The sequence below is a fragment of the Pseudolysinimonas sp. genome (genome assembly GCF_051954455.1).
Taxonomy (GTDB): domain Bacteria; phylum Actinomycetota; class Actinomycetes; order Actinomycetales; family Microbacteriaceae; genus Pseudolysinimonas.
Window position 1 is genome coordinate 89,772 of record NZ_JBQCHS010000013.1, and the last position, 26,811, is coordinate 116,582.

The 26,811-nt window shown below is 74.4% G+C and carries 27 protein-coding genes and 1 pseudogene; 3 read left to right on the forward strand and 25 right to left on the reverse strand.

Annotated features, from left to right (window positions below; all coding sequences use genetic code 11):
• Window positions 1–15: 15 nt before the first annotated feature.
• The 12 genes and pseudogenes from ACTHM3_RS05230 to ACTHM3_RS05285 form a co-directional block, all read right to left on the reverse strand.
• Window positions 16–2,460 carry a bifunctional lysylphosphatidylglycerol flippase/synthetase MprF gene (locus tag ACTHM3_RS05230; protein ID WP_440405046.1) on the reverse strand — a complete coding sequence of 815 codons (2,445 nt, stop codon included), beginning with the start codon at window positions 2,458–2,460 and terminating at the stop codon, window positions 16–18.
• Window positions 2,457–3,770 (reverse strand): alpha/beta hydrolase, encoded by a 1,314-nt coding sequence (locus ACTHM3_RS05235; RefSeq protein WP_440405047.1) that lies wholly within the window; start codon window positions 3,768–3,770, stop codon window positions 2,457–2,459. Before ACTHM3_RS05235 ends, ACTHM3_RS05230 begins: the two co-directional genes overlap by 4 nt.
• A gap of 223 nt (window positions 3,771–3,993) precedes the next feature.
• A complete protein-coding gene (locus ACTHM3_RS05240) occupies window positions 3,994–5,031 on the reverse strand; it encodes an alcohol dehydrogenase catalytic domain-containing protein (RefSeq protein WP_440405122.1) in 1,038 nt (345 codons plus the stop codon).
• Window positions 5,032–5,074: 43 nt separating this feature from the next.
• Window positions 5,075–5,686 carry a D-Ala-D-Ala dipeptidase VanX gene (vanX, locus tag ACTHM3_RS05245; protein ID WP_440405048.1) on the reverse strand — a complete coding sequence of 204 codons (612 nt, stop codon included), beginning with the start codon at window positions 5,684–5,686 and terminating at the stop codon, window positions 5,075–5,077.
• Window positions 5,686–6,729: a D-alanine--D-alanine ligase family protein gene (locus tag ACTHM3_RS05250; RefSeq protein WP_440405049.1), complete on the reverse strand. Its 1,044-nt coding sequence runs from the start codon at window positions 6,727–6,729 to the stop codon at window positions 5,686–5,688. Before ACTHM3_RS05250 ends, vanX begins: the two co-directional genes overlap by 1 nt.
• Window positions 6,726–7,706 carry an NAD(P)-dependent oxidoreductase gene (locus ACTHM3_RS05255; protein WP_440405050.1) on the reverse strand — a complete coding sequence of 327 codons (981 nt, stop codon included), beginning with the start codon at window positions 7,704–7,706 and terminating at the stop codon, window positions 6,726–6,728. The genes ACTHM3_RS05250 and ACTHM3_RS05255 overlap by 4 nt, the downstream gene beginning before the upstream one ends.
• A gap of 64 nt (window positions 7,707–7,770) precedes the next feature.
• Window positions 7,771–8,844 carry a sensor histidine kinase gene (locus ACTHM3_RS05260; protein WP_440405051.1) on the reverse strand — a complete coding sequence of 358 codons (1,074 nt, stop codon included), beginning with the start codon at window positions 8,842–8,844 and terminating at the stop codon, window positions 7,771–7,773.
• A pseudogene (locus ACTHM3_RS05265) lies at window positions 8,837–9,526 on the reverse strand (response regulator transcription factor). Before ACTHM3_RS05265 ends, ACTHM3_RS05260 begins: the two are co-directional and overlap by 8 nt.
• A gap of 47 nt (window positions 9,527–9,573) precedes the next feature.
• On the reverse strand, window positions 9,574–9,702 hold the full coding sequence (locus ACTHM3_RS05270) for a hypothetical protein (protein ID WP_440405052.1): 129 nt from the start codon (window positions 9,700–9,702) through the stop codon (window positions 9,574–9,576).
• Window positions 9,699–9,857 (reverse strand): hypothetical protein, encoded by a 159-nt coding sequence (locus tag ACTHM3_RS05275; protein WP_440405053.1) that lies wholly within the window; start codon window positions 9,855–9,857, stop codon window positions 9,699–9,701. The genes ACTHM3_RS05270 and ACTHM3_RS05275 overlap by 4 nt, the downstream gene beginning before the upstream one ends.
• A gap of 172 nt (window positions 9,858–10,029) precedes the next feature.
• Window positions 10,030–10,188 (reverse strand): hypothetical protein, encoded by a 159-nt coding sequence (locus ACTHM3_RS05280; protein ID WP_440405054.1) that lies wholly within the window; start codon window positions 10,186–10,188, stop codon window positions 10,030–10,032.
• Window positions 10,189–10,190: 2 nt separating this feature from the next.
• Window positions 10,191–10,328, reverse strand: coding sequence for a hypothetical protein (locus ACTHM3_RS05285; RefSeq protein WP_440405055.1), 138 nt, complete (start codon window positions 10,326–10,328; stop codon window positions 10,191–10,193).
• Between the two features lie 153 nt (window positions 10,329–10,481).
• Between ACTHM3_RS05285 and ACTHM3_RS05290 the strand changes: the two genes are divergently transcribed.
• Window positions 10,482–10,799: a hypothetical protein gene (locus tag ACTHM3_RS05290; RefSeq protein ID WP_440405056.1), complete on the forward strand. Its 318-nt coding sequence runs from the start codon at window positions 10,482–10,484 to the stop codon at window positions 10,797–10,799.
• Between the two features lie 11 nt (window positions 10,800–10,810).
• Here ACTHM3_RS05290 and ACTHM3_RS05295 read toward each other — a convergent pair whose 3' ends face one another.
• Genes ACTHM3_RS05295 through hutH form a run of 4 tightly spaced genes read right to left on the reverse strand, consistent with a single transcriptional unit; the run spans window position 10,811 to window position 16,046 of the window.
• The gene (locus ACTHM3_RS05295) at window positions 10,811–11,683 is read right to left on the reverse strand and encodes an arginase family protein (protein ID WP_440405057.1); all 873 of its coding nucleotides are present in this window, start codon (window positions 11,681–11,683) and stop codon (window positions 10,811–10,813) included.
• Complete coding sequence (hutI, locus tag ACTHM3_RS05300) at window positions 11,676–12,836, reverse strand: imidazolonepropionase (RefSeq protein WP_440405058.1); 1,161 nt, start codon at window positions 12,834–12,836, stop codon at window positions 11,676–11,678. The genes ACTHM3_RS05295 and hutI overlap by 8 nt, the downstream gene beginning before the upstream one ends.
• Before the next feature lies 1 nt (window position 12,837).
• Complete coding sequence (gene hutU / locus ACTHM3_RS05305) at window positions 12,838–14,496, reverse strand: urocanate hydratase (protein WP_440405059.1); 1,659 nt, start codon at window positions 14,494–14,496, stop codon at window positions 12,838–12,840.
• Complete coding sequence (gene hutH, locus ACTHM3_RS05310) at window positions 14,493–16,046, reverse strand: histidine ammonia-lyase (protein ID WP_440405060.1); 1,554 nt, start codon at window positions 16,044–16,046, stop codon at window positions 14,493–14,495. The genes hutU and hutH overlap by 4 nt, the downstream gene beginning before the upstream one ends.
• Before the next feature lie 86 nt (window positions 16,047–16,132).
• Between hutH and ACTHM3_RS05315 the strand changes: the two genes are divergently transcribed.
• Together ACTHM3_RS05315 and ACTHM3_RS05320 are read left to right on the forward strand one after the other, a co-directional pair.
• The gene (locus tag ACTHM3_RS05315; protein ID WP_440405061.1) at window positions 16,133–16,936 is read left to right on the forward strand and encodes an IclR family transcriptional regulator; all 804 of its coding nucleotides are present in this window, start codon (window positions 16,133–16,135) and stop codon (window positions 16,934–16,936) included.
• Between the two features lie 39 nt (window positions 16,937–16,975).
• On the forward strand, window positions 16,976–17,287 hold the full coding sequence (locus ACTHM3_RS05320) for a DUF2277 domain-containing protein (RefSeq protein ID WP_440405062.1): 312 nt from the start codon (window positions 16,976–16,978) through the stop codon (window positions 17,285–17,287).
• A 4-nt stretch (window positions 17,288–17,291) separates the two neighbouring features.
• Here ACTHM3_RS05320 and ACTHM3_RS05325 read toward each other — a convergent pair whose 3' ends face one another.
• From ACTHM3_RS05325 to ACTHM3_RS05365, 9 genes are read right to left on the reverse strand one after another with little or no spacing between them, the layout of a single operon-like run.
• Window positions 17,292–17,816 (reverse strand): tetratricopeptide repeat protein, encoded by a 525-nt coding sequence (locus ACTHM3_RS05325; protein ID WP_440405063.1) that lies wholly within the window; start codon window positions 17,814–17,816, stop codon window positions 17,292–17,294.
• On the reverse strand, window positions 17,813–18,361 hold the full coding sequence (locus tag ACTHM3_RS05330) for a GNAT family N-acetyltransferase (protein ID WP_440405064.1): 549 nt from the start codon (window positions 18,359–18,361) through the stop codon (window positions 17,813–17,815). Before ACTHM3_RS05330 ends, ACTHM3_RS05325 begins: the two co-directional genes overlap by 4 nt.
• A gap of 50 nt (window positions 18,362–18,411) precedes the next feature.
• Window positions 18,412–20,046 carry a dipeptide ABC transporter ATP-binding protein gene (locus tag ACTHM3_RS05335; RefSeq protein ID WP_440405065.1) on the reverse strand — a complete coding sequence of 545 codons (1,635 nt, stop codon included), beginning with the start codon at window positions 20,044–20,046 and terminating at the stop codon, window positions 18,412–18,414.
• A complete protein-coding gene (locus ACTHM3_RS05340) occupies window positions 20,043–21,197 on the reverse strand; it encodes a serine hydrolase domain-containing protein (protein ID WP_440405066.1) in 1,155 nt (384 codons plus the stop codon). Before ACTHM3_RS05340 ends, ACTHM3_RS05335 begins: the two co-directional genes overlap by 4 nt.
• Window positions 21,194–22,387: an anhydro-N-acetylmuramic acid kinase gene (locus ACTHM3_RS05345; protein ID WP_440405067.1), complete on the reverse strand. Its 1,194-nt coding sequence runs from the start codon at window positions 22,385–22,387 to the stop codon at window positions 21,194–21,196. Before ACTHM3_RS05345 ends, ACTHM3_RS05340 begins: the two co-directional genes overlap by 4 nt.
• Entirely contained in the window at window positions 22,387–23,313 is a 927-nt protein-coding gene (murQ, locus tag ACTHM3_RS05350) for an N-acetylmuramic acid 6-phosphate etherase (protein ID WP_440405068.1), read from the reverse strand. Before murQ ends, ACTHM3_RS05345 begins: the two co-directional genes overlap by 1 nt.
• Window positions 23,313–24,206 (reverse strand): ABC transporter permease, encoded by an 894-nt coding sequence (locus ACTHM3_RS05355; protein WP_440405069.1) that lies wholly within the window; start codon window positions 24,204–24,206, stop codon window positions 23,313–23,315. The genes murQ and ACTHM3_RS05355 overlap by 1 nt, the downstream gene beginning before the upstream one ends.
• Window positions 24,203–25,198: an ABC transporter permease gene (locus tag ACTHM3_RS05360; RefSeq protein ID WP_440405070.1), complete on the reverse strand. Its 996-nt coding sequence runs from the start codon at window positions 25,196–25,198 to the stop codon at window positions 24,203–24,205. Before ACTHM3_RS05360 ends, ACTHM3_RS05355 begins: the two co-directional genes overlap by 4 nt.
• A complete protein-coding gene (locus ACTHM3_RS05365; protein WP_440405071.1) occupies window positions 25,177–26,724 on the reverse strand; it encodes an ABC transporter substrate-binding protein in 1,548 nt (515 codons plus the stop codon). The genes ACTHM3_RS05360 and ACTHM3_RS05365 overlap by 22 nt, the downstream gene beginning before the upstream one ends.
• Window positions 26,725–26,811 lie beyond the last annotated feature (87 nt).

Genomic DNA, 26,811 nt, shown 5'->3' on the forward strand with positions numbered 1-26,811 from the left:
CATCGTGGACCCCGCTCAGCGCGCGGATAGCACTGCTCGGGCTTCTCGCAGGCCCGCGCCCGGCAGGTAGGCGCGCGCGATGGCGACGCCGATCGTCGGCAGCGCGAGCGGGTCGCGCACGACCAGGTACATCGGCCGCAGCGCCGGCTTGAACTTGGCCTTGAAGCGCATGAGGGAGCGGAACCCGTAGACCGGCTCGAGCGCGCCGCCGAGCGAGCCGAGCACGCGGTCCAGCGGTCCCGGGGTCGTGGTCTCGGACCGTGCGAGCGGGGAGCCGGACAGGCTCACCAGCTCGAGGCCCGCCTCGCGCGCACGGGCGACGGCGTCGGCGATGAGGAACTCCATGGTGCCGTTCGGCGCGTCGCGGCGGCGGCGCATGACGTCGAGCGTGCGGCCGACGAGGGCGCCGTCGCGGCGCACCGGCAGCCAGCTCGTGACGGCGAGGATGCGGTCCTCCTCGTCGACGACGAGGCCCACCTCGACGTCCGGGTCCTCCAGCTCGTCGAGGCCGCCGAGCGTGAATCCGAGCTCCGGCAGGTCGCGGCCCGCCATCCACTCGTCGGAGAGCTCCATGAGCTGGTCCATCCGGCGGCGCGGCAGCCGGTCGCCGACCAGCCACTCCGCGTGCAGCCCGAGCCGGTCGGCCCGGTTGACCGAGGTGCGCACCTCCTGCATCGCCTTGCCCGCGAGCTGGAAGGTCGCCGGGTCGATGACCGCCTCCTCCGCCACGACGAGCGACGACCAGCCGCGCGAGCGGAGCCGGCGCTCCCACTCTGCGTGCACGCTGTAGAACACGGGCTGCCACGCGGTGGTGTCGCAGAAGCGCAGGAAACCGTCGAGGAGCGCATCGGGGTCGGCGACGCGGCCGACCGGGTCGCCGACCGTGATCGCCGCCCCGTCGACGAGCCGGTACGCGACCCCAGCCGCGCCGTCGGGCGCCGTCCAGAGCCGCACGCCGGGCCAGGTCGCCATGTGCCCCAGCGTGCCGGAGCCGCCGGCGAGGAGACCGTCGATGCCGGGGGCCTCGGCGGTCGCGGCCTCGACCCGGCGCCCGCCGAGCACGACGAGCGCAGCCGCGAGCACGACGAGCCAGAGGAGCGGACCCACGACGGCCAAGGTGACCTCGCCGATGGGGTCCGTTCCGCGCAGCGGCGCGATCGCGTGACGGAGGAAGGGAGCGGGCGTCAGCCGGTCGACGATCGACAGCAGCACCGTGAGCGGGCGGGGCGCCGGCGTGAACCCCTGCGGGTGCAGGACGGCCACGGCGACGACGACGGCGAGGACCACGGCGGCCCCGATCCCGCCGACCGCGCCGCCCATCCGCGCGCGCGCCGCCGACGTGTGCAGCGGGAACAGGCGCCGGAAGACGAACAGCACGACCGCGAACGCCAGCGGGATGAGCGTGCTGACAATCAGCGACAGGGCGAGCTCCCATTCGTGCCCGGCCCGCACACCCGTCGCGAACGGACCGCCCACGACGGGCAGCACGCCGAGGTACCAGGCGGCGGCGACGGAGTTGAGGAGGCTGACGACGATGACGAGGACGAGCGCGGCGCGCCGGCCCGCCGCGAGACCGCGCGCGCCGACGAGCAGCAGCACGAGCGGGAGGAGTGCAACGAGCAGGCCGCCCGGCGTGGTGAGGCGGTGATGTGTCAGTCCCTCGATGCAGGCGGCGCCGACGTCCTGCGCCCGGCACACCGCGGTGCCGCGCGGGGCGCCCCCGAGGAGCGCCACTCCGAGCGGCGAGAGGAGGCCGTACCGGGTCGCCGACACGACCGTCAGCACCGGCCCCACGGCGAGGATCGCCGCGACGATCGACAGCATCGAGCGGGTCTCCCGCGCGCCGCGCGGTGCGCGCACCACCGGGTGCCGCAACCGGCCCGCGACGAGGCCGAGGACGACGGCGAGGAGCAGGTAGAGGTCCGCCGGCTGCCCGGAGTAGAGCAGGAGCGCGGCCCCGCCGCCCACGAGCACGGTGCGCACGCGCCGCCGCCACAGCTGACCGAGCCACGCCGACGCCCACGCGAGCGCGCCCGCGACGGGTGTCAGGGGATCGACGGTGTCGGTCTCGCTCACGGCGCGCGACCACGATTCCCCGAGCTGCGTGCCGAGCGTCTGGAGGCCGATCCCGACCAGCGACGCGACGACGCCGGTGACGACGAACGCCACGACAACGCGCCGCGTGCCCATCGCGCGCTCCGCCAGGCCGAGCCCGATGACGGTGGCCACGAGCGTGACGATCAGCTGGAGCAGGCCGCCGACCGGCACGACCGACGACAGGACGACCCACCAGTGCCGTGCGCCGAGCCCCGCTGCGTCGAGGCCGGCGCTCTCGAGCGTGAATGGGCCGCGCGATCCGGTCGCGAGCGCGGTGATGCCGAGGCCCGCGAGCAGGAGCGTGATGACGAGCGTCGCCGGATAGCGTCGCGCGCGATGCAGGAACCGGGTGATCCGCGTCATGGCTTCTCGATCCCGAGGTGGCGCCAGACCGGGGTGCTCGGCCGGCCGAGGACCCACTGCACGGTGTGCCAGTCATGGGCTGTGCCCGGCGAGACGACGCGCGAGGTCCGGATCCCGGCCGCCCGGGCGGCCGCGGCGACCGTGTTCGCCTCCGGCGTGTACTTCGCGTCGAGCGCTCCCGACCCGAAGACCCCCACGACGTGAGAGTACGGCGCATGCGCGGCGAGGAGGGAGAGGGGCTGGGCGGCCCGGTACTTCGCGGCGTCCCCGCCGAAGCCGCGCGCGATGGTCTGGGCGACGCTCCCGTTGATGGGGTGGACCTGCCCCGAGACGTCGATGATGCTGCCGAACAGCTTCGGGAATCCGGCGCCGAGCTGGATCGAGCAGGTGCCGCCCTGCGAGAACCCGCCGATCGCCCACGCGGAGCGCTGCGGCTGGACGGCGAGGTGGGTGCGGATCCAGTTCGGCACGTCGACCGTGAGGTAGGTCGCCGAGTCGCCGAGCGGGGAGTCGACGCACATCGGGTTCGACGCGGGCGAGCCGAGCTGGTCGGGGGCGACGACGATGGGCGCGAGGCCGCCGTGGGCGTGCGCGAAGGCGTTCATGATGTCGGCCATCCGGCCGGACTGGATGACGTTCTGCGGCGCCCCGGGCTGACCGGAGAGGAAGATCAGCACCGGCAGGCGCGGGGGGTCCGGCACCTGCGCGGCCGGCGGCAGGTACACGTAGGCCGGGCGGGCAGGGAAGTGCGAGACCGTCGCCGGGATCGTGACCTGCGCCACGACACCGTCGTGCGGGGCGCTCGGGATCGGCGTGTCGCGCCACAGCTCCGCGGCCGGCGCGGAGGCCGCCGCGGCGGTGAGCGGGGCGGTCCCGGGGGCGTTGGCGGCCTGCGCCGTCGCGAGCTGACGCGCGAGCGGCAGCGCGATCGGCTGGTCGACGAAGGACCCGAGGGTCGTGTACTGGCCGAAGTCCGCGTTCACGCCGAGGGCGCCGGAGAGGAGCGCGAGCACGAGGGCGACCGCCCCGAGCACCCGCCGCCGCGTTCCGCCCTGGATGATCGCGGCGACCGCGACGCCGGCCGCGGCGAAGGCGGCGCCGATCCACGCGGTCGACACCGGGCTGAGCTGCACGTCGAAGAGATCGAGCGGGACGGTCGTGATCCACGCGGTCGCGAGCCCGACGGCCGCTCCGGGCACCGCCGAGAGCAGCGCGATCACGAGTCGACGCGAGCGGGCGGTCGCGACGGCGGCGATCAGGACCGCTGCCGCGACCGAGGCCGACCCGATCAGCGCAGCACCGCCCGCCACGGGTATCCCGCTCAGCCACGCCGGCACCGCGCCACCTCCGATCGCATCGACACGGCCACAGCCGACCAAGCGCATCCCCATGCGTCTCTAAGACAGGCGAGGTCCCCTCGCGTCGGCGCTGGTCGTCCGAATCACGGAGATCCTGACCCCCGCACCCGCGGCATCGGACACCCAGCGGCGAAGCGACCGGATCTCCGTGATTCGGACCGCGGGTGACGACGGGTCAGGGGCGGATCATCGTCACTCCGGGTGCCGCGGTGCCGGCGCCGAGGGCGCTGAGCGCGGCGGGGGCCTCGTCGAGCGCGATCGTGCGGGTGACGAGGGAGGCGGGATCGAGTCCGCCTGACCGCACCAGGTCGAGCAGGCGCGGGTAGTCGGCCGCCGCCATGCCGTGGCTGCCGAGGACGGCGAGCTCGCGTGCGATCACCTCGCCCATCGGCACGACAGGATCCTCGCCGAGCAGCCCGATCTGCACGAGCCGGCCCTCGCTCGCGAGCGACCGCACCCCGACCGCGAGGGTCGCCGCCCGTCCGAGCGCCTCGACCGCCACCGCGGGCCCGCCGTCCGTCGCCCCGCGGATCGCGGCGACCGCCGCATCGTCGTCGAGGCCCTCGATGCCGACGGTGCGGTGCGCGCCGGCCGCCCGCGCGCGCTCGAGCGCGGCCGGCGCCACGTCGACGGCGACGACCCGCGCCTCCAGGGCGACCGCGATGAGGACGGCCGAGAGGCCCACCCCGCCGCAGCCGAGCACGGCCACCGTCTCTCCGGCCCGGAGCGCGGCGCGGTCGACCAGCCCCCGGTAGGAGGTCGCGAATCGGCAGCCGAGGAGCGCCGCTCCCGCGGGATCGACGTCGTCGGGCACGACCACGGCGTTCAGGTCGGCGTTGCGGATGAGGACGTACTCCGCGAACGACCCGTCGTAGGTGAAGCCCGGCTGCTCCTGGAACCGGCACACCTGGGCGCGCCCCGCCCGGCAGTCGTCGCACGCGCCGCAGCCGCACACGAACGGGGTGGTCACCCGCTGCCCGATCCCGACGCGTGTCACCTCCGCCCCGACCGCCGCAACGATTCCCACGAACTCGTGGCCGGGCGTGTAGGGCGCACGCGCCGTCTCGTCGGCGCCCCGCCAGGCGTGCGCGTCGCTGCGGCAGAGCCCCGTCGCCTCGACGCGGACGAGCGCGTCGCGCGGGCCCGGAGCGGGGACGGGCACGTCGACCAGCTCGGGTTCCTGCCCGAACGCCAGGACCCGGACGGCGCGCATCGTGCTCACCCGGGCACGCTACCCGGGAGCCGGCCCGCGACGGTCAGCCCGCCAGCGGGAAGTCGAAGTACTCGTCGGGATGCGGCTCCTCCGCGAGCGCGTAGTGCCACCACTCGCACGCGTACGGGCGGAATCCGCTCCCCGTCATGATCCGGGCGAGCGTCGCCCGCGCCGCCGCCTCGGACGCCGTCGCCTCCGACGCGCCGTGATGCGACAGCGCGTCCATGAGGTCGTGCCCGCCGCCCATCGGCAGCAGCTCGCCGGTGTCGAGCCGGTACAGCGTCAGATCGACGGCGGCGCCGCGGCTGTGCCCCGAGCGGTCGGCGACGTAGCCCTGCCGGAACATGTCGGCGCGCTCGATCCGGGGGTAGAAGCGCGCCTTGGTGCGCCCGTCCTCGGGCTCGCGCGCCCAGTCGCGGAACCGATCGACCGCACGCTGCGGGCGGTAGCCGTCCCAGAGCAGGAGGCCGAGCCCCTCCGCCCCCGCGTGCCCCGTCGCGCGGAGCAGCGCCTCGGCGAGCGCGAGCGATCCGACCACCCGGTTCGCCTCGTAGCCGTCGACCGGGGCGCCCGTGAAGTTGTCCCAGGTCGCGTACTTCGCGTCCCACCGCACCCCGCCGAGCGCCTCGTCGAGGAAGACGAACCCCGGGTGCATCACGGCACCCGGACGGGCGCGCCGGCCAGGGCGGCGTCGAGGAGGCGGGTCACGAGCTCCGTCATCCCGATGCCGGCGGCGGCCATCATCCGCGGATACCGGCTGTACGACGTGAAGCCCGGCAGCGTGTTGACCTCGTTCAGCACGACCTCGCCGTCGGGGCGGAGGAACATGTCGACGCGCGCCAACCCCGAGCAACCGAGCGCCCGGTAGATCGCCGTGGCGGTCGAGCGGATCCGGTCGCGGACCTCGTGCGGGACCGGCGCCGGGACCGTGACGACGGCGTTCTCGGAGCCCTGCTCCGGCGCCGCCTCCTGGTGGATGCGGAAGAAGCCGTGCTCCATCGTGATCATGTCGACCTCGCCGACCAGGAGTTCCGGCCCCGAGCCCATCACGGCGCAGCCGACCTCGGTGCCGACGACGGCGCCCTCGATGAGCACCTTCCGGTCGTAGCGGCGGGCGTCCGCGACCGCGTCCGGCAGGTCGCCCGGCGCGTCGACGCGGCGGACACCGAACGACGACCCCGAGCGCGCCGGCTTCACGAACACGGGGTACTCGACCGCGGGCGGGACCGGGTCGTCGTGCACGATCGTGAACGACGGGGTCGGGATCCCGGCGGAGTGCGCGACCACGTACGCGAGGGCCTTGTCCATGCAGACCGCGGAGCCCGCGATGTCGCAGCCCACGTACGGGATGCCGGAGAGCTCGAGCAGCCCCTGAACGGCGCCGTCCTCGCCGCCTCGCCCGTGCAGCACCGGGAAGACCGCGTCGATGCGCAGCTCCCGCACGCCATCGGCCTCGGCGACGAGGAGCCCGTGCACGTCGCGATCGGGCGATACGACGGCGCGGCGGAGGCTCCCGTCCTGCCACCCGGCTGCCGGCCCGTCGCAGAGCATCCAGGCCCCGGATCGGGTGATGCCGATCCAGACCGGCTCCCATCGTGTCGTGTCGAGCGCGGCGGCGATCTCGCCCGCCGACTTCACCGAGACGTCGTGCTCGTCCGACGCGCCACCGAAGAGGAACGCGACGACGGGGCGGCTCATCGGGCCAGCTCGACGGCCATGACGAGAGTCTCCTCGACCGTGTCGCGGAGCGCCCGCTCGGTGAAGTAGGCGGTGTGCGGCGTGACGACGACGTTCGGGAGCGCGCGCAGCAGCCCGAGGTACGGGTTGCCCTCCCCCGCGTCCTCGCCCTCGATCACATCGAGGGCGGCTCCGCCCAGGTGCCCGGCCTCGAGCGCCCCGAGCAGGGCGACGGTGTCCACGAGACCTCCTCGAGCCGTGTTGACGAGGATCGCGCCCGGCTTCATCGCCGCGAGCTCCGCGCGGCCGATGAGGTGCCGGGTCGCGGCGCTGAGCGGGGCATGCAGGGTGACGACGTCGCTCGATCGCAGCAGCTCCGCGAGCCCGACCCGCTCCGCCGCACGGGAGGTCCCGCCCGGATCGTGGGCGACGACGCGGCACCCGAAGCCGCGGAGCCGTTCGACCACGGCGGCGCCGATCCGCCCGGCGCCCACGACGCCGACGGTGAGCTCGCGCAGCTCTGCGTCGCGCCGCCCCCCGAGCCGGAGGTCGCGACGTGTCGTCGCGCGGATCGCGTTCCCTGCGTGGCGGACGGCCATGAGGATCAGCATGACCGTGAAGTCGGCGACGCCGTCGGGACCGTACCGGGCGTTCGTGACGGCGATGCCGTGCTCCCGTGCGGCGGCCTGGTCGATGTGATCGACGCCGATGCTGCGCGTGGCCACGTGCCGCACCCCCGCTCGGTGCAAGGCGCCCAGCATCGCAGCCGTCACCTCGGAGGTGTGCTCCACGCTCACGCTCGCGTTCCCCGGCGCCGGGAGCACCGCGTCGCCGACGAGCGCGAGCGGGGCGCCGACCAGCGCGGGCACGACACCGTGCCGCGGGGCCAGCTCTCGGAAGAGCGCGGCCTCCGCGGGCGCGCAACCGTAGACGGTGAGGCCGACCGGAGGCCGGTGCGCGAGTCGGGGCGGGAGGGGGAGGGCGGCGGTGGCGGTCATGCCTCCAGTCAAGGAAGCGTCGCGTTGCCGACGCGTATGCGATTGCCGATATGCGCGCGATACGTCAGGCGGCCGCGGGCGCCGAGGGGAGGCGCACCGTCACGCGCAGCCCGCCGCCCTCCCGGGCCTCCACCGTCAGCACCCCGTCGTGGGCCTGCACGATGCTCTTGACGATCGCGAGCCCGAGACCCACGCCCGCCTGATCGCTGCGGATGCGCGATGTGCCCCGCTGGAACGGCTCGGTCAGCGTCGTGATCTGCTCCGGGGCGAGGCGCTCGCCCGTGTTCTCCACACCGAGGAGGACGCCGCCGACCGCGCGCGCCGTCCCCATCCGGACGGATCCGCCCTCCGGCAGGTTGTGCACGATCGCGTTGTGCAGGAGGTTGGTCGCCACCTGCAGCAGGAGCGCGGGAGACCCGAGCGCGGCCGCCGCGTCGCCGAGCACCTCCACGGCGACGCCGTTGCGCTCCGCGATGGGCAGCAGCGACTCGGCCGCCTGCTCGGCCACGAGCGAGAGATCGACCCGCTCGCGGGCGAAGGCCCGTTGCTCGGCCCGGCTCAGCACGAGCAAGGCCTCCGTCAGCTCGATCGCGCGGTCGTTGACCGTCCGCAGCCGCCCGATGAGCTCGGCGGGGTCGCGGTCGGGGTCGTTCGCAGCGACGTCGAGGAGCGTCTGCGAGATCGCGAGCGGGGTGCGGAGTTCGTGCGAGGCGTTCGCGGCGAACCGCGCCTGCTCGGCGAGCTGCGCCTCGATCCGCGCGAGCATCCGATCGAAGCTGTCGGCCAGCTCCCGGAACTCGTCCTGGCGCCCCTCGAGTTCGATGCGGTGGGAGAGGGAGCCGGCCGCCGCCCGCCGGGTCGCGACCGTGATCCGCGCGAGGGGCGCGAGCATGACCCCGGAGAGGACCCAGCCGCCGACGATCCCCAGCGCCAGCAGGAACACCATCGCCCAGGAGGCGGCGGGCAGATAGGCCCGGATGAGGTCGTAGCGCCCCGGGCCGTCGAACGACGACGTCGGCACGTACCGCAGGAGGAACACGTACGTGACCGCGAGGAGGAGCCCGCCCGCGATGACGAGGAACCCGGCGTAGCTGAGCGTGAGGCGCAGCCGGACGCTCAGCCCCGGGCGCCTAGGCACGGGCGGCCCCGTCGGCCGGGCCGCCGTCTGTGATGCGGTAGCCGACGCCCGGGACCGTGGCGATCACCCACGGCTCGCCGAGCCGCTTGCGCAGGGCCGACACCGTGATCCGCACGGCGTTGGTGAACGGGTCCGCGTTCTCGTCCCAGGCCCGCTCGAGCAGCTCCTCGGCGGAGACGACCCCGCCCTCCGCCGAGACCAGCACCTCGAGCACCGCGAACTGCTAGCGAGTGAGCGCGACATAGCGGCCGTCGCGGACGACCTCGCGACGGAACGGGTCGAGCCGCAGCCCGGCGATCTCCCGGACCGGCGGTCGGCGGTGGGCGCGCCGACGATCGAGCGCCCGCAGCCGGAGGGTCAGCTCGCGGAGCTCGAAGGGCTTCGTAAGGTAGTCGTCGGCGCCGAGCTCGAAGCCGGACGCCTTGTCGTCGAGGCGATCGGCGGCGGTGAGCATGAGGATCGGGATCCCGCTGCCCGAGGCGACGATGTGCGCGGCGACCTCGTCGCCCGACGGCCCGGGGTTGTCGCGATCGAGGACGGCGATGTCGTAGGCGTTGACCGCGAGCAGCTCGAGCGCGGTGTCGCCGTCGCCGGCGAGGTCGGCCGCGATCGCCTCGAGACGGAGGCCGTCGCGGATCGCCCCGGCCATGAGCGGCTCATCCTCGACGACCAGTACCCGCACGGGGCCATGGTAGGAGCCGCCGCATATCGTCCACGTAAACCGCGGGGTCAGTGGGTGAGGATGAACCAGCCGCCGTACCCCGCCGCCGCGAGGGCGGCCAGCGCGACCACGGCGGTCACGACGATCAGGACCGGCGTGACGCCTCCCCGGTCGCCGGCCGCCGGCCCGCGGGTCATCGGACCGGGAGCAGGAGCGTCGCCAGGACCGCGCCCGCGGCCGCCACGTAACCGGCGACGACGATCGCGATCACCTGCCACCGCCTGACCGGCGAGGACTCCGCCGGCTGCTCCTGCTCGATCGTGGGGGTCGCCCGGGTATCGACGACGCTCATGCTGTTGCCTCTTCCTCGGCTTGTCGGCCGCTCCACGACGGTACGGGCGGGGGATGAGGGCCGTCTCATGCGGCGCCTCGAGCAGGCGCCCCGCGGGACCGTCCGGTGCCTGGACCGGCGTCTCCCACCCGTGATCACGGCACTCTGAGCGCCGGCTGGGAGAAGGGCTCCCCTACTCCTCGATGGTCGCGGAACCGTCGCGGATCGTCACCCCGTACCGCGAGGCGATGGGCGCGAGCTCCCGGAGCCCCTGGTCGAGCAGTGCCTGAACCTGGGCCCGATCGGCCTCGGTCGTGACCTGGAAGGTCGCGATGACGGTGCAGTCGGGCATGATCAGGCCCTCCCCGGCGCGGTGCGAGCCCACAGATCGGAGGCCCGTGCCTTCAGCCTCTCGTACGCTCCGCGACCCTGACGTGCGCCGACGACGAAGCCGACCGCGAGGCCGGCGAGGAACAGCAGCTTGCCGCTCATGATGCGTCCTTTCCCTCTCCTGGAGTTTGCGGTCGACGGTAGGCACGGGCGTCGACGGGCGGCCGTGGCGCCCAGGCGATGACCAGGGCCACCACTCGGGGCGTTGGCTGAGCGTCGGCGCTCGGTTGCGGAGCCGTCTGGCACCGTCGAGGCATGCAGCGGGTGAGCTACGGCGGCGGCGCCTTCGTCACCACCGACGAGGTGGCCGAGGCGCTCCTGGAGTACGCCGCGGTGCTCGCCAACGCGGGCCGCGCGGCCACCCTCGACGTCCCGGCCGTCGGAGCGGAGGGGCCGGAGGTGCTGAAGGTCCTGGTCGGGCCGGCGAGCCAGATCGTCGCGGAGCCGGTCGCGGAGCCGGTCGCGGACCTCGAGGTCCGGCCGTTCCTCGACGAGGTGCGCGACGCGATCCGCGACCACCACGCCCGGCCGGCCCTCCCCGACCCGGGCAGCACCCTCGACTGGGACGTCTGACGCCGCTCGGCCTACGGCGTGCCGCCGGACCCGGCCGGGCGCGTCGCGAACCCGCGGATGGCCTCGAGCACGCAGAGCGCGACGAGCCGCACGGTCCGGGCGTCGGGGGCGTCCCGCGTCGCATCGACCTCCGTGAGATCGAGGGAGACGACCCCGAGATGCGCACCGGCGGCGAACGCGGCGTCGCGGAGTTCGAGGGCCGCGATCCCGCCGGGCAGCGAGGCCGGGCAGCCCGGCGCGACGGCGCGGTCGCACGCATCGACGTCGAGATCCACATGGATCCGGCGGCCGCCGGCACCGACGGCATCGAGGGCGCGCGGCATCGCGATCGTCATCGGGGAGGCGCGGAGCTCGCGGCGCTCGACCACCGCGATGCCCGCGGCCTCGGCGCGCGCGCGGTAGGCGGCGGAGTTCGCGAGCGGCTCGATGCCGAGCTGCGCGATGCGCGCTCCCGGGATGCCCGCCTCCATCAGCCGGCGCACGGGCGACCCGTTCGAGACCCCGTCGCGGAGGTCGTGATGCGCGTCGACCGTCACGAGGGCGTCGGCGCCCCGGCCGAGCGCGACGGGCACGGTCGCGGCGTTGTCGCCGCCGAGCGCGATGACGAGCCGCGCGTCGAGCGCGGCGATCACCGCTGCGGCGACGTCGGACGACGCGTCCGGATCGACGAGGTCGCCCGCGTCGACGACGCGCAGCCCGGTCTCGAGCGAGTACCGGCGGAGGGCCCCGCGCACCGCGGCGGGTGTCGCGCCGCAGCCGCCGGGCGTGATCGAGGTGCGCCAGGTGGGCACGCCGACGAGGGCGACGTCGGCCCGTTCGCCGGGCTCCGGCGGCGGCCAGCCGCCCGCCCGCGGCCAGAGCGGATCGTCGTGGAGCTCAGCCATGGATCCGCACGCCGCCCTTCCAGACCGCCCGCGTGAGCGGCACCCCCGGGCGGTAGGCGAGGTGCGACGCGGAGGGCGCGGCGAGCAGCTGGAGGTCGGCCGGGCCGCCGACGACGAGCGCTCCGATCCCGTCGGCGTCGGGATCGCGCCCGAGCGCCCGTGCTCCCCCGCGCGTCGCCGCCCGCAGCGCCTCGTCGACGGTCAGGTGCAGCTGCAGCACCGCGGTCGCGATACAGAACGCCATGGACGTCGTGAACGACGAGCCGGGGTTGGCGTTCGTCGCGAGCGCGACGGTCGCGCCCGCGTCGAGCAGCGCCCGCGCCGGCGGGAACGGCTGCCGGGTCGAGAGGTCGGCGCACGGCAGCAGCGTCACGACGGTGTCGGAGGCGGCGAGCGCGTCCACATCGACCGCCGACAGGTGGTTCGCGTGGTCGACGCTCGTCGCGCCGAGCTCGACCGCGAGCGCGACCCCGCCCGACTGGCCGAGCTGGTTGCCGTGCACCTTGAGGCGGAGGCCGGCTGCGCGTCCCGCCTCGAGCACGGCCCGCGCCTGGTCCGGATCGAACGCCCCCGCCTCGCAGAACACGTCGACGAACGCGACGTGCGGCCGGACCGCGGCGAGCATCGGGCCGGTGGCCGACGTCAGGTAGGCGGCCGGGTCGGCCCCCTCGGGGACGACGTGCGCGCCGAGGAAGGTGACGACGTCGGCGACCTCGGCCGCGATCTCCGCCGACCGTCGCTCGCCCTCGACGTCGAGGGCGTACCCGGTCTTCGTCTCCAGGAACGTCGTCCCCTGCGCCGCGGCCTCGGCGCGCAGTCGGCGGAGGTTGGCGCGGAGCTCGTCGTCCGACGCGGCCCTCGTGGCCGCGACGGTGCGATGGATGCCGCCCGCGGCATACGGCCGGCCCGCCATGCGCTCCTCGAACTCCGCCGCCCGGTCGCCGGCGAAGACGAGGTGGGTGTGGGAGTCGACCCAGCCAGGCAGAACCGCGCCGCCCTCGGCGTCGTAGGCCTCGTCGGCGGCGGGTGCGTCCCGGGCGGAACCGATCCACGCGATCCGCCCGCCGTCGATCACGAGGGCGGCGTCGCGGCGCGGCTCGTCGCCGGCGGCGAGCGTTCTCAGCTCGCCGATGTTCGTGACGAGGGTCGCCATCTCAGCCCTCGAGCATGGGCACGCGCAGCCCGCGCTCGCGCGCGACCTCGGCCGCGTGCGCGTAGCCCGCGTCGACGTGTCGCATGACGCCGGAGCCGGGGTCGTTCGTCAGGACCCGCGCCAGCTTCTGCGCGGCGAGCTCCGTGCCGTCGGCCACGATCACCTGACCGGCGTGGATGCTGCGGCCGATGCCGACGCCGCCGCCGTGGTGGATCGACACCCAGGTCGCCCCCGACGCCGTGTTGAGCAGGGCGTTCAGCAGCGGCCAGTCGGCGATCGCGTCGGAGCCGTCCTTCATCGCCTCGGTCTCGCGGTAGGGCGACGCGACGGAGCCGGAGTCGAGGTGATCGCGCCCGATGACGATCGGCGCCGACACGCGGCCCGACGCGACGAGCTCGTTGAAGCGGAGGCCGGCCCGATGGCGCTCCTGGTAGCCGAGCCAGCAGATCCGGGCGGGCAGGCCCTCGAAGCGCACCTTCTCCTGGGCCTGCGTGATCCAGCGCCGCAGCGCCTCGTCCTCCGGGAACAGCTCGAGCACGGCGCGATCCGTCTCGAGGATGTCGGCCGGGTCGCCCGAGAGCGCGGCCCAGCGGAACGGCCCCTTGCCCTCCTCGAAGAGCGGCCGGATGTACGCGGGCACGAACCCCGGCACCTCGAAGGCGTCCCCGTAGCCGCCGAGCTCTGCGCCCGCCCGGAGCGAGTTGCCGTAGTCGAACACCTCCGCGCCGCGACGGGCGAAGCCGGCCATGGCCTCCACATGCCGCGCCATCGAGGCGTAGGCGCGCTCGGTGAACCCGGCCGGATCGCTATCCGCCGCGCCCCGCCAGTCCTCGACCGCGACGCCCACGGGCAGGTAGCTGAGGGGATCGTGCGCGCTCGTCTGGTCGGTGACGATGTCGACCGGCGCCTCCCGGCAGAGCAGCTCGGGCAGCACCTCGGCCGTGTTGCCGACGAGCCCGATCGAGAGCGGGCGCCGCTCCGCGACGGCGACGGCCGCGCGGGCGAGGGCGTCGTCGAGGTCCGCCGCGAGCTCGTCGAGATAGCCGTGGTCGATCCGCCGCCGCAACCGGGACTCGTCGACGTCGACGATGACGACGACGCCGCCGTTCATCGTCACGGCGAGCGGCTGCGCACCGCCCATCCCGCCGCATCCCCCGGTGACGGTGAGCGTGCCGGCGAGGGAGCCTCCGAAGCGCTGGCGCGCGATCTCGGCGAAGCACTCGTAGGTGCCCTGGAGGATGCCCTGCGTGCCGATGTAGATCCACGAGCCCGCGGTCATCTGGCCGTACATCGTGAGCCCGAGGCCCTCCAGGCGGCGGAACTCGGGCCACGTCGCCCAGTCGCCGACGAGGTTCGAGTTGGCGATGAGCACGCGAGGCGCCCATTCGTGGGTGCGGAAGACGCCCACCGGCTTGCCCGACTGCACGAGCAGCGTCTCGTCGTCGTCGAGCGTCGTGAGGGTCCGCACGATCGCGTCGTAGGCCTCCCAGCTGCGCGCCGCGCGCCCGGTGCCGCCGTAGACGACGAGGTCGTCGGGGCGCTCCGCGACCTCGGGGTCGAGGTTGTTCATGAGCATCCGCAGCGGCGCCTCGGTCTGCCAGCTGCGGGCGGTGAGCTCGCGGCCGCGCGGGGCGCGGACGGGGCGGGGTCCGGGGGTCATGCGTCCTCCTCGATGACGGATCCGACGATCGGCAGGTGCCGCTCCTCGGCGAGCAGCGCGGTCACGGCCGCGATCTCGGGGGCCAGGAACCGGTCGGGCCCGGCGCCCGGCGTCGCCTCGCGCAGCAGCTCCCGCAGCCGCGTGATCGGCGTGCTCGACGGGAGCGGCGCGCGGTGGTCGAGCGCGCGGGCGGCCGTCAGCAGCTCGATCGCGACCACCTGGCGCAACCCGTCGACGGAGCGGCGCAGCTTGCGGGCGGCCGACCATCCCATCGAGACGTGGTCCTCCTGCATCGCCGAGGTGGGGATCGAGTCGACGGAGGCGGGGACGGCGAGCCGCTTGAGGTCGGAGACGATCGACGCCGCCGTGTACTGCGCGATCATGAGGCCGGAGTCGACGCCGGGGTCCTCGGCCAGGAAGGGCGGGAGGCCGTGGCTGCGCGCCGGGTCGAGCATGCGGTCGGTGCGCCGCTCCGACATCGAGGCGACGTCGGCGGCCGCGATGGCGAGGAAGTCGAGCACGTAGCCGACGGGCGCCCCGTGGAAGTTGCCGTTCGACTCCACGCGGCCGTCCGGGGTGACGACGGGGTTGTCGATCGCGGCGCCGAGCTCGATCGCGGCGACCCGCTCCGCGTGGTCGACGGTGTCGCGGGCGGCGCCGTGCACCTGGGGCGCGCAGCGCAGGGAGTAAGCGTCCTGCACGCGGATGTCGTCCGGGCCGGCATGGCTCGCGACGATCGGCGACCCCGCGAGCATCGCCCGGATCGCGGCGGCCGAGCGACGCTGACCGGGATGCGGCCGCAGCGCCTGCAGGTCGGCGGCGAACACGCGGTCGGTGCCGAGCAGCGCCTCGACGCTCATGGCGGCGGCCGCGTCGGCGGCGTCGAGCAGCACGCGGAGGTCGTGGATCGCGAGGCACAGCATCCCGAGCATGCCGTCGGTGCCGTTGATGAGGGCGAGGCCCTCCTTCTCGACCAGCTCGACCGGGGCGAGGCCGGCGGCGGCGAGCGCGGCGGCCGCCGGCATCCGATGGCCGTCCACGGTGACATCGCCCTCGCCGGTCGCGGCGAGCGCGATGTGCGCCAGGGGCGCGAGATCGCCCGAGCACCCGAGCGACCCGTTCTCGTGCACGACCGGGGTGATCCCGGCATTCAGCATGGCGGCGTAGAGGCCGACGACCTCGGGCCGCACGCCCGTCCGCCCGGTGGCGAGGGTGCGCAGGCGCAGCAGCTGCGTCGCGCGGACGACCTCGGCCTCCACCTCCGGTCCGGCGCCCGCCGCATGCGAGCGGATGAGCGACGCCTGCAGCGCGCGACGCTTCTCGGGCGGGATCGAGGTCGAGGCGAGCGCGCCGAACCCGGTCGAGACGCCGTAGTGCGGCACGGCGTCGCGCGCGAGCGCGTCGATCACGGCGCGGGAGGCGGCGACCGCGTCGAGCGCCGCCTCGGCGACGGCGACGGGGGCGCCGCAGCGGGCGACGCGGACCACGTCCTCGGCCGACAGGTCCGCCCCGGTGATCGGGACGGCGGCGAGATCCTCGACGATCGGCATGCACGGAATTCCACTCCGCCGGGGTCGTCCCCGGGTGGCATGCTGGACGAAAACCGTCCGGGATCCCGGACGCCGGAGGAGGAGCGATGGACGCGGTCGCGGGAACCTCGCCCGCCGCCGTCGAGGTGCTGGCCGTGCTGCGCTTCCTCGCCGGTCAGCGCGGCCCGGTCGCCGCCACCGTGGTCGCCCGCGAGCTGCGCCTGCCGCGCTCGACGCTGTACCAGCACCTGCGCGCGCTGCAGCACGAGGGCCTCGTGGTGCATCTCCCCGAGGAGCGCCGCTACGCGCTCGGCGTCGCCGCGTTCGAGCTGAGCTCCGGCTACCTGCGGCAGGAGCCGCTGGCCCGCGCCGGCGCGCGTCTGCTCGCCGCCCTCGTCGACCGGATCGGCGAGAGCGCGCACCTCGCGGTGCTGCACGGGCGCGACGTGATCTACCTGCTCGAGGAGCGCGCCCCGCACCGGCCGGCGCTCGTGACGGATGTCGGGGTCCGGCTCCCGGCCCACCTCACGGCGAGCGGCCGGGCCATGCTCGCCCTGCTGCCGCGGGCGCAGGTGCGGGCCCTCTTTCCGGACGGGGCGTCGCTCGCCGGACGGTCCGAGCGCGGCCCTCATACGCCCGCGCAGCTGCGCGCGGTGCTCGAGGAGGTCCGCCGTCGCGGGCACGGCTTCGAGGACGGCGAGGTCACCGCGGGGATCGCCTCGGTCGCGGTTGCCTTCGCCGACCGCACGGGCTGGCCGCAGGCCGCCGTGACGGTGAGCTTCCCCGCCGAGCGCTACCCGGAGGAGGCCTGGGCGGGGCTCGCGGAGGAGGTCCGCCGCGTCGCGGACGAGCTCGCGCGCCGGATGGGATCGCGCCCGCCGGCGGCGCACGCGGGCCCGCGCCCGGCCTGAGGCTCGGGCGGGAGCCGAGGCCGGGGCTACCCTGCCCGCATGTGCCGCAACATCCGCTGCCTCCACAACTTCGAGCCGCCGACCACGGACGACGAGGTCCGCGAGGCGGCGCTGCAGTTCGTGCGCAAGGTGAGCGGATCCACGCGCCCGTCGCGCGCCAACGCCGCCGCGTTCGAGCAGGCGATCGACGAGATCGCGGAGGCGACCCGGCGGATGCTCGACCGGCTCGTCACGAGCGCGCCGCCGAAGAGCCGCGAGGCCGAGGCGGTCAAGGGCCGCGCCCGGCACGAGAAGCGCATGGAGCGGGAGGTCCGGATCCGGACCGGAGCGGCGTCCGGCGCCCCGGCCTAGGCGCTCAGTCCTCGGGTCGCCCGGCGATCAGCCAGTCGGCGAGGCCGGCGAGACCCGTCGCGTAGCGCCCGAGATCGGTGACCTCGGCGTGCGCGGTCACGATGCCGAGCAGGGTGCCGAGCGCCTCGTCGCCGCGGCCGAGCTCCTCGAGCGTGAGCGCCAGGAAGACCCGCACGGCGTCCGACTCCGGGAACTCGCGCCGGGCCCGCTCGAGGACCGCGAGCGACGCCGGGAGGTCGCCGAGCCACCGCAGCGTGCTGCCGTACTGGCAGAGGCACCGCCGCAGCGCCTCGCCCGAGAGCCCGAGCCGCAGCGCCTCCTCATAGCGCTCCCGCGCCTCCGCCTCCCGGCCGGCCGTGTCGTACGCGCCGGCGACCTCGTAGGTGAGGACCGGATGGCCGGGATGCCGCTCCAGCAGCTCCTCGAAGTAGCGGATCGTCGGCGCCATGTCGTCGCGGTCGCGGCGGGCGTAGCCGAGCGCGATCGCCTCCTCGAGCTCCGGCGTCAGGGTGTCGTCGGGGGCCGTCATCGCGCGGCCTCCCACTCCTGCGCGAGCAGCGAGTACACCGCCTTGTCGTGGAAGACCCCCGCGACGGGCCACGCCTCGCGGAGCACCCCCTCGAACGTCATGCCGAGCCGCTCGGCGAGCGCGATGCTGCGCGCGTTGTCGGTGCGGCAGCGCCACTCGGCGCGGTGCAGCCCCCGCACCTCGAACGCGTAGCGCAGCAGCTCGCGGACCGCGGCGCCGACGTGGCCGCGCCCCTCGCCCGCCGGCTCCGACCAGCAGCCGATCTCGCACCCGCCCGTCGCCGTGCTGAACTCCACGAACATGACCCCGCCGACGAGCACGCCGTCGGCCCAGATCCCGAAGATGCGGATGCCGTCCCGCGCGGCGCCGTCGGCGTAGCGCTGGAGGGTGCGGCGAGCGCCCTCGACGTCGGTGGTCACGAACGACGGGCCGACCCACGGCCGGATGTGCTCCCGCGCGCGGTCGAGGTGGGCGGCGAACTCCTCGGCGCGCCACGGCTCCAGGGCGTCCAGCAGGGCGCCGGTGGGCAGCACGGTCGCGGTCATCGGGGCTCCGTCGTCGGCATGCGGTCAACCTAGTACGGCACGGCCCGGCGTCAGCCCGCGAGCTCCCGCCCGGGCACCGCCTCGATGAGCTGCCGCGTGTACTCCTGCTGCGGATCGCGGAAGATCGCGTCCGGGACGCCGCTCTCGACGATCGCACCCGACCTCATCACCGCGACGTGGTGCGCGACGAGCCGCACGACCGCGAGGTCGTGCGTGATGAAGAGGTACGAGAGCCCGAGGTCGCGCTGCAGCGTCACCATGAGGTCGAGGATCTGCTCCTGCACCAGCACGTCCAGGGCGCTGACCGCCTCGTCGAGCACCACGAGCTCGGGCTCCAGGGCGAGCGCGCGGGCGATCGCGACGCGCTGGCGCTGACCGCCCGAGAGCTCGTGCGGGTAGCGGTCGGCGAACGAGGCGGGCAGGGCGACCTTGTCGAGGAGGGCCGCGACGGCGCGCTCACGGGCCGGCCCGTCGCCGATCCCGTGCACGCGCAGCGGCTCGGCGACGACCTGACCGATCGTGAAGCGCGGGTCGAGCGACCCGTACGGGTTCTGGAACACGGGCTGGACCGAGCGGCGGAACGCGCGGAGGGCGTCGCCGCGCCGGCGGGTGACGTCCTCGCCGCGGTAGACGACCCGGCCCGCGTCGGCGGCCTCCAGCCGGAGCGCGAGCTTCGCGGTCGTGGACTTGCCGGATCCCGACTCCCCCACGATGGCCACGGTGCGCCCGCGCGGCACGACGAGGTCGACCCCGTCGACGGCGCGGAACGGCTCGCGCCGACCGCGGAGCCGGTAGGTCTTGACGACCCCCTCGAGCCGGAGGAGCGGCTCCGGCTCCGGCTCGGCCGGGTCCGGCGGCACGACCTTGGGGCGGGCGATGCCGGGCGCCGCGGCGAGGAGCCGCTGGGTGTACTCGTGCCGCGGGCGGGCGACGATATCGGCGGCCGGGCCGGTCTCGACGATCTCGCCGCGGAACATGACAACGACGCGGTCCGCACGCTCGGCCGCGAGCGCGAGGTCGTGGGTGATGAGCAGCACGGCGGCGCCGAGCTCGGAGGCGAGCCGGCCCATCTGGTCGAGGACGAGGCGCTGGACGGTGACGTCGAGCGCCGAGGTCGGCTCGTCGGCGAGGAGGATCTCGGGGCGGCAGGCGAGCGCCATCGCGATGAGCACCCGCTGGCGCATGCCGCCCGAGAACTCGTGCGGGTACTGCCGGGAGCGCAGCTCCGCGTCCTCGATGCCGGCGGCCTCCAGCAGCTCCACCGCCTGCCGCTTCGCCTCCGCACCGCGGGCGAGCCCGTGCACGCGGAGCGCCTCCACGATCTGGTCGCCGACGCGCATCGCAGGGTCGAGGTTGGTCATCGGATCCTGCGGCACGAGGCCGATCCGGTTGCCGCGGATGCCGACCATCGTCTTCCGGCTCGCGCTCGTCAGGTCGACGTCGCTCAGCCGGATCGAGCCGGACGAGATGCGGCCGTTGTCGGCGAGCAGCCGGTTGATCGCCGCCGCGAGGGTCGACTTGCCGGAGCCGGACTCGCCGACCACGGCGACGGTCTCCCCCGCCGAGAGCTCGAGGTCGATGCCGCGGATCGCCTCGAACTCGCCGCGTGAGGTCGTGAACGTCACCGCGAGGTCGCGGATCGAGAGGACCGGGGCGCCGGCCTCGGGGGCTCCGGGGATGGTCATCGGGTCTCCCTGCTCGGGTCGGCGTGACGGCCGGCGTGACGGCCGGCGAGCTCGTGCATGAGCTCGGTGACGCGGGGCCCCGGGACGGGCTCGCGCCGGAGGCGGTCGTCGTCGGTCAGCGGGCCGATCGTGCCGACCAGGCGCATCGCGCCGCCGGCGATCGCGAACGGCCCGTCGGGCGAGAACGCGGCGTAGGTGCCGGTGAAGCCCGGATGCCAGAGCAGCCGGCGCGGGGAGGCGCCCGGCAGCTCGCGGAGCCGGAACCCCACGCCCTGCGACGGCTCGACGGCGGAGGGGCGAGCGAACAACTCAACGATCTCGGCGGGCACGAGCTCGCCGGCGGAGAGGGCGCGGGCGATGCGCGCCAGGTCGCCGGCCGTGGCGAAGAGGCCGGCATGCCCCGAGACGCCGCCGAGGGCGTGTGCCGCGTTGACGTCGCCGGCGGTGCCGCGCACGAGACCGCGACGCCATCCGGCGAAGTCGCCGGGGCGCGCCGCGACGGGGTACGGATCGCCGGTCGCGACCATGCGGTGCTCCCAGGCGTCGCTGTCCGCACCCGCAGCGGCGAGGTCCGCCGGAACCGGCCCGAACCGGGCGCGGATGCCGAGGGGCTCGGCGATCATCGTGCGGAACAGCTCGTCGAGCCGCGCCGACGCGATGCGCTCCAGCACGAGGCCGGCGAGCATGAAACCGAGGTCGGAGTACCGGAAGACGGTGCCGGGGCGCTCCTGGAGCGGCAGCCGCTGCACGAGCGCGAGCGCCTCGTCGCGGTCCCGCGTCACGCAGTAGAGCGGCTGCCACGGGGCGAGGCCGGCGGTGTGGGTCAGGAGGTGCTCGACGGTGATCGCGTCGGATCCGGCCGGGACGAAGGCGGGCAGGATCTCGCGCACCCGGGTCTCGAGCCGGAGCTCGCCGCGGGCAACGAGCAGCATCGCGATCGTCGTCGTCGCGAACGCCTTGGTGACCGAGGCGCAGTCGAGGAGCAGCGCGCTCGTCATCGGGATGCCGTCGCCGATCTCGGCCGGGACGGCCCACCCGCCGGCCGCGAGGTCCAGGTCGTCCCCCGCCCAGATCGCGACGGAGGCGGACGCCGGGCGGGCGCCCTCCTCCCCCAAGGCGAGCAGGGCCGCGACGGCCTCCGCGGCGCTCACGCGTCGGCCCCCGCGGCGAAGGCGACCCGCGGCCAGGCGGGCAGGGCCTCGGTCGCGGGCAGCGGGGCCCCCGGCGCGGGGCTCAGCCGGCCGAGCACCCGGGGGCCGCGCGCGCCGGTGCAGCTCGGGACGTTGCCGGGGAGACCGTGCAGGGTCGCCCAGCCGATGAGCGCGAACGCGACGGCCTCCTTCTCGTCGGAGGGCACGCCCGCCACGTCGACCGGCTCGATCGCGACGCCCGCGGCGAGCGCCCGGATCCGGTCCAGCAGCACCGGGTTGCGCACCCCGCCGCCGGACACCAGCACCCGCTCGAGGCGGGCCTCCCGCAGGGCGTCGGCGACCGTCACGGCGGTGAGCTCGGTGAGGGTCGCGACGAGGTCCTCCAGGCGCGGCGCGGTGACGCCCGCGCGCCGGACGGCGTCCCGCACATAGGCGAGGTGGAACAGCTCCTTGCCCGAGCTCTTGGGCGGGGCGAGCCGGTAGTACGGCTCGGCGAGCAGCACGTCGAGGAGCGCGGAGATGACCCGGCCCGCGGCCGCGAGCGCCCCGTCGCGGTCGAACAGGCTCCCTCCCCCGGTCGCGTCGGCCACCGCGGCGTCGATGAGGGCGTTGGCCGGCCCGATGTCCCACGCGACCGGATCCGCGTCGGCGGCGACCGCGGTGACGTTGGCGATGCCGCCGAGGTTGAGGGCGCCCGCGCGCCGCCCGGCGCGGCGATCGCCCTCCAGGAGCGCGACGTCGAGCACCGGCACGAGCGGGGCGCCGTGGCCGCCCGCGGCGACGTCGGCCGAGCGGAGGTGGGAGAGGACGGGCAGGCCCGTCGCCTCCGCGATCCACGACGGCTCGCCGATCTGCAGGGTGCCGAGCGCGTGCGCACCGTCGACCCAGTGGAACACGGTCTGGCCGTGGCTGCAGACGGCGTCGACAGGCCCGCCGTGCGCGTCGAGCGCAGCCCGCGCGGCGTCGGCGAACGCCTGCCCGATGAGGGTGTCGAGCTCGCACACGACGTCGAAGCCGACGGCCGCGGGCGGCAGGGCCGCGAGGAGCCGGCGACGGAGGTGGGGCTCGTACGGGAGCGAGTCGGTGTGCTCGATCCGCGCGCGGAGCTCGTCGCCGACGACCTCGAAGTCGACGATCGCGACGTCGATGCCGTCGTGCGACGTGCCGGAGATCATGCCGAGGACGCGCATCAGGCTCCCCTCCCGCTCTCGATGACGGTGCGGAGGATGCCGCCGGCCGCGTCGAGCCGGCGCCGGGCCTCGTCCGCGTCGAGGCCGGAGACGAGCATCGCGATCGCGACCTTGGCGTGCCAGCCGGAGCGGTCGAGGGCCTCCCGCGCGGTCGCCTCGTCGACGCCCGTCGCGGTCGTCACGATCCGCAGCGCGCGGCGCACGAGCTTCGCGTTGGTGGCGAGCACGTCGACCATGAGCGACCCGTACGTCTTGCCGAGCCCGACCATCGTGATGGTCGAGAACATGTTGAGCACCATCTTCGTGGCGGTGCCGGCGCCGAGCCGGGTCGAGCCCGAGACGACCTCCGGCCCGACCGGGATCTCGATCCCGTGGTCGACGGCCGCGCTGAGCGGGGCACCGAGGTTGCAGGAGAGGCCGACGGTGAGCGCGCCGCGGCGGGCCGCCTCGCGCACCGCGCCGATGACGTAGGGCGTGCGGCCGCTCGAGGCGATCCCGACCACCGTGTCGTCCGGTCCGACCTCGAGCGCGGCGACGTCGCGGGCGCCGGTATCCTCCCGGTCCTCCGCGGCCTCGACCGACGACACCAGCGCGTCGGGGCCGCCGGCGATCACGCCGACGACGACGTCGCGCACCCCGAAGGTCGGCGGCACCTCCGAGGCGTCGAGCACGCCGAGCCGCCCCGAGGTGCCGGCACCGACGTAGATCAGCCGGCCGCCCGCGCGCATCCGCCGCACGGCGCCCTCGATCGCGGCGGCGATGACGGGGAGCGCCGTGCGGACCGCGCCCGGGATGGTCGCGTCCCGCTCGTTCATGAGCTCGACGAGTTCGGCGACGGAGAGCTCGTCGAGGTGGCGGCCGTTCTCGGCCACGGCCTCGGTGGCGAGCTGGTCGAGCTCGACGGGGTCGGGGGTCGGGGCTGGCATCAGCGGCCTCCGGTACGGGGATCGAGGGCGGCCCGCAGGCTGTCGCCGAGCAGGTTGAGGCCGATGACGGCCACGATGATCGCGCCGCCCGGGAAGAAGAGCATCCACGGCGCGACCCCGGAGAGCGTCTGCGCGGCGTAGACCATCCCGCCGAGCGAGGCGGCCGGCGGCGGCGTGCCGAATCCGAGGAAGCTGAGCGACGCCTCCGTCAGGATCGCCCATGACAGCGAGAGCGTCACCTGCACGACGAGGATGCCGCGCATGTTCGGCACGATGTGGGCGAACAGCGTCGAGAGCCGGCTGCGGCCGATCGCGGTCGAGGCGAGCACGTACTCCGCGTTCCGCAGGCTGAGCACGGGTCCGCGCGCGACGCGCACGAAGATCGGCAGGTAGACGATGGCGATGGCGAGGGCGACCGTGAACGCGCTGCGGGCGAGGGTCGCGGCGAGCGCGAGCGCGAGGAGCAGCGACGGGAACGCGAACAGCACGTTGGTGACGACGCCGACGAGCCGGTCGAGCACGCCCTGGTAGTACCCGGCGAGCACGCCGAGGAGCGTGCCGACGACGGCGGCCGCGGCGACCGAGAGGATCGCGATGAGCAGCGAGTTGGCGAGGCCCGATGCGACGCGCGAGAAGATGTCGCGGCCGAACTGGTCGGTGCCGAACCAGTGCTGCCCGTCCGGCCCCCGGAGCGAGTCCTGGACGCTCTGCCGGGCGGGGTCGTACGGCGTGATGCCGAACACCGCGAGCAGCGCCAGCACGACGACGACCAGCATCAGCACGATGCCGACGATGCCGGCGGGGGTCGCGAACGCGGCGCGCCAGACCCGGGTGCGCCGGCCCGCGTCGAGCGCGACGTCGGGGACGCCGTGGGCGTCGGCGGCGGCGCTCATCGGACCCGCACCTTCGGGTCGACGACGCGGTACAGCACGTCGGTCAGGAGGTTCACGACGACGAACATCGTGGCGATGATGAGCACCGTGCTCTGCACCACGGCGTACTCCTTCTGATTCAGCCCGAGGAGCACCTGGCGCCCGACCCCGGGGATCGCGAAGATCTGCTCGGTCACGACCGCCCCGCCGAGCAGGAACCCGAACTGGAGGCCGCTGATCGTGACGACCGGGATGAGGGCGTTGCGCAGGATGTGCCGGACCTGCAGCTGCCGCTCGGGCACCCCCTTCGCGCGCGCGGTGCGCACGAAGTCCTCGGACCGGATCGCGAGGATCGAGGTGCGCGTGGTCTGCAGCACGGGCGGCGCGATGCTGATGCCGAGCACGAGCGCGGGCAGCAGCATCTGCTGGAGGTTGAGGCCCGGGTCCTCGAGGAGGGTGCGGTAGCCCTCACCGTTCGGGTACCACCCGATCGTGTTCGCGAGCCAGCTCGCGATGACGGTCGCCAGGAGGAACGTCGGGATCGAGAGCGCGAACAGACTGAGGAACTGCGCCGCGTTGTCGCGCAGCTTCTGCGGCCGGCTCGCGGCCAGCACCCCGCCCGGCACGCCGAGCACGAGGCCGACGACGATCGCGAGCACCGCGAGCTCGAGCGTGTTCGGCAGCGCCTGCGCGGTCATCGACGCGACGCTCAGGTGCGAGGTGAGCGAGACGCCGAGGTTGCCGGTCAGCACGCCGCCGAGCCACGTGAAGTACTGCACGATGAGCGGCTTGTCGATGCCGTAGTAGGCCTCGAGCGAGGCGATCTGCGCGGAGGAGAGGTTGCCCGCCTCTGTGCCGTACTGCGCGGTGATCTGGTTACCCGGGATCACGCGCAGCAGCACGAAGGTGAGGATCGACACCCCGATCAGGGTGAGGACCGCCTCGCCGACGCGACGGACGACGGGATGCCGGAGCCCGGCGAGGATCACGGTCAGGACACCGTCGCCTTCCACAGCGTCGAGATGTTGCCGTCGAGCCGGACCGGGAAGTCGGACACGGAGGTGTTGACGGCGAGGAAGGTCTGCGGCGTGAAGGTCCACACCCACACCGCGTTGTCGACGAGCTCGGCCGAGATCTTCTGGTAGATCGCCTTGCGCTTCGCGACGTCCGTCGTGGCGACGGCCTGCGAGAAGAGCTGGTCGAGCGTCGGCGAGCTGTACCCGGCGACCTTGTTGAAGGATCCGGTCGAGGTGAAGTAGCGCGCGTACATCGTGTTGGGGTCGGCGTTGCCCGCGTTCTGCGCGATCGCGGCCTGGAAGTCGCCGGCGAGCCAGCGCTGCACGTAGGTGTCGGAGTCGAGCGACTCGACGTTGACCTTGATCCCGACCTTGCCGAGCTCGGACTGCACGGCCTGCGCCTCGTCGACCGCGGTCGAGTAGAGGCCCTGCGAGGTCATGACGTTCAGCGAGAATCCGTCGGGGGTGCCGGCCTTCTTGAGGTAGTCCTTCGCCTTCGCGAGATCCTGCTTCGGGCAGGGCTGGTCGTTCGGGTCGGAGCGGTACTGCGGCGAGGTGATCGGGCCGGTGACGGTGCCGGCGCCGAGCGCGGCCGAGTCGATGATGTCCTGCCGCGAGAGCGCGCACTGGATCGCGAGGCGGCTGTTGACGTTGGCGAGCACGGGGTCGGCGGCGCGGAGCTGCAATACGCGGTACTGGAGGCTCCCGGCCTTCTTGATCGCGACCTTCGCGGAGGTCGCCGACTTCGCCGTCACCGGGTTGTCGAACTCGCTCGCGTCGACGGCCCCGGTCTTGAGCGCGGAGACCATCGCCTGCTGGTCGGGGATGACGCGGAACTGGAGCTTCGCGACACCGACCTTGCCGCCGAAGAAGTCGGGGTTGCGGGTCAGCGTGATCGATTCGTTCGGCACCCGCGAGCTGAACACGAACGGGCCGGAGCCGACGGGCTTGGTCTGGAGGCTCTCGATCGAGACGTCGGAGGGGACGATGCCGGTGTTGACGCCCGTGAGGCCGGCGGGGAACGACGCGTCGGGGTGCGAGAGGTGCACCGTGACGGTCTGCGGGTCGGTCGCGTCGACGCTCGCGACGGAGGCGAAGTAGGAGCGTGACGCCGCCTTCTGCGCCGGGTCCATGATCTTGTCGAAGGTGTACTTGACGTCGGTCGAGTCGAGCGCGGAGCCGTCGCTGAACTTCGCGCCCTTCTTGAGGGTGAACGTGTAGGTCAGCCCGTCGGAGCTGACCTTGGGCAGGTCGGCGAGGTCGGCCGTCGGCACGCCCTTGTCGTCGGTGGTGAGGAGCGGCGTGTAGATCTGCGACAGCAGCTGCACCGACTGCTCGGAGGTCGAGGTCCACGGCACGAGCTGCGTCGGGTCGGCGGTGATGCCGAAGACGAACTGTGCGTCCGCCTTGGCCGGACCGGGCTTCGCGGCGGTGCCGGAGCAGCCGGCGAGCAGGAGCGCCGAGGCGGCGAGGGCCGCGGTGCCGGCGAGGAGGGAGCGGGCCCTCGTTCGGGTGACCTTCATGGGGGACTCCTCAGGGTGAGCGTCTGCTGTGACGCATCGCGAACTGCGATGTTCGGACACACGTTACGTCATTTTTTGCCCCGTTCT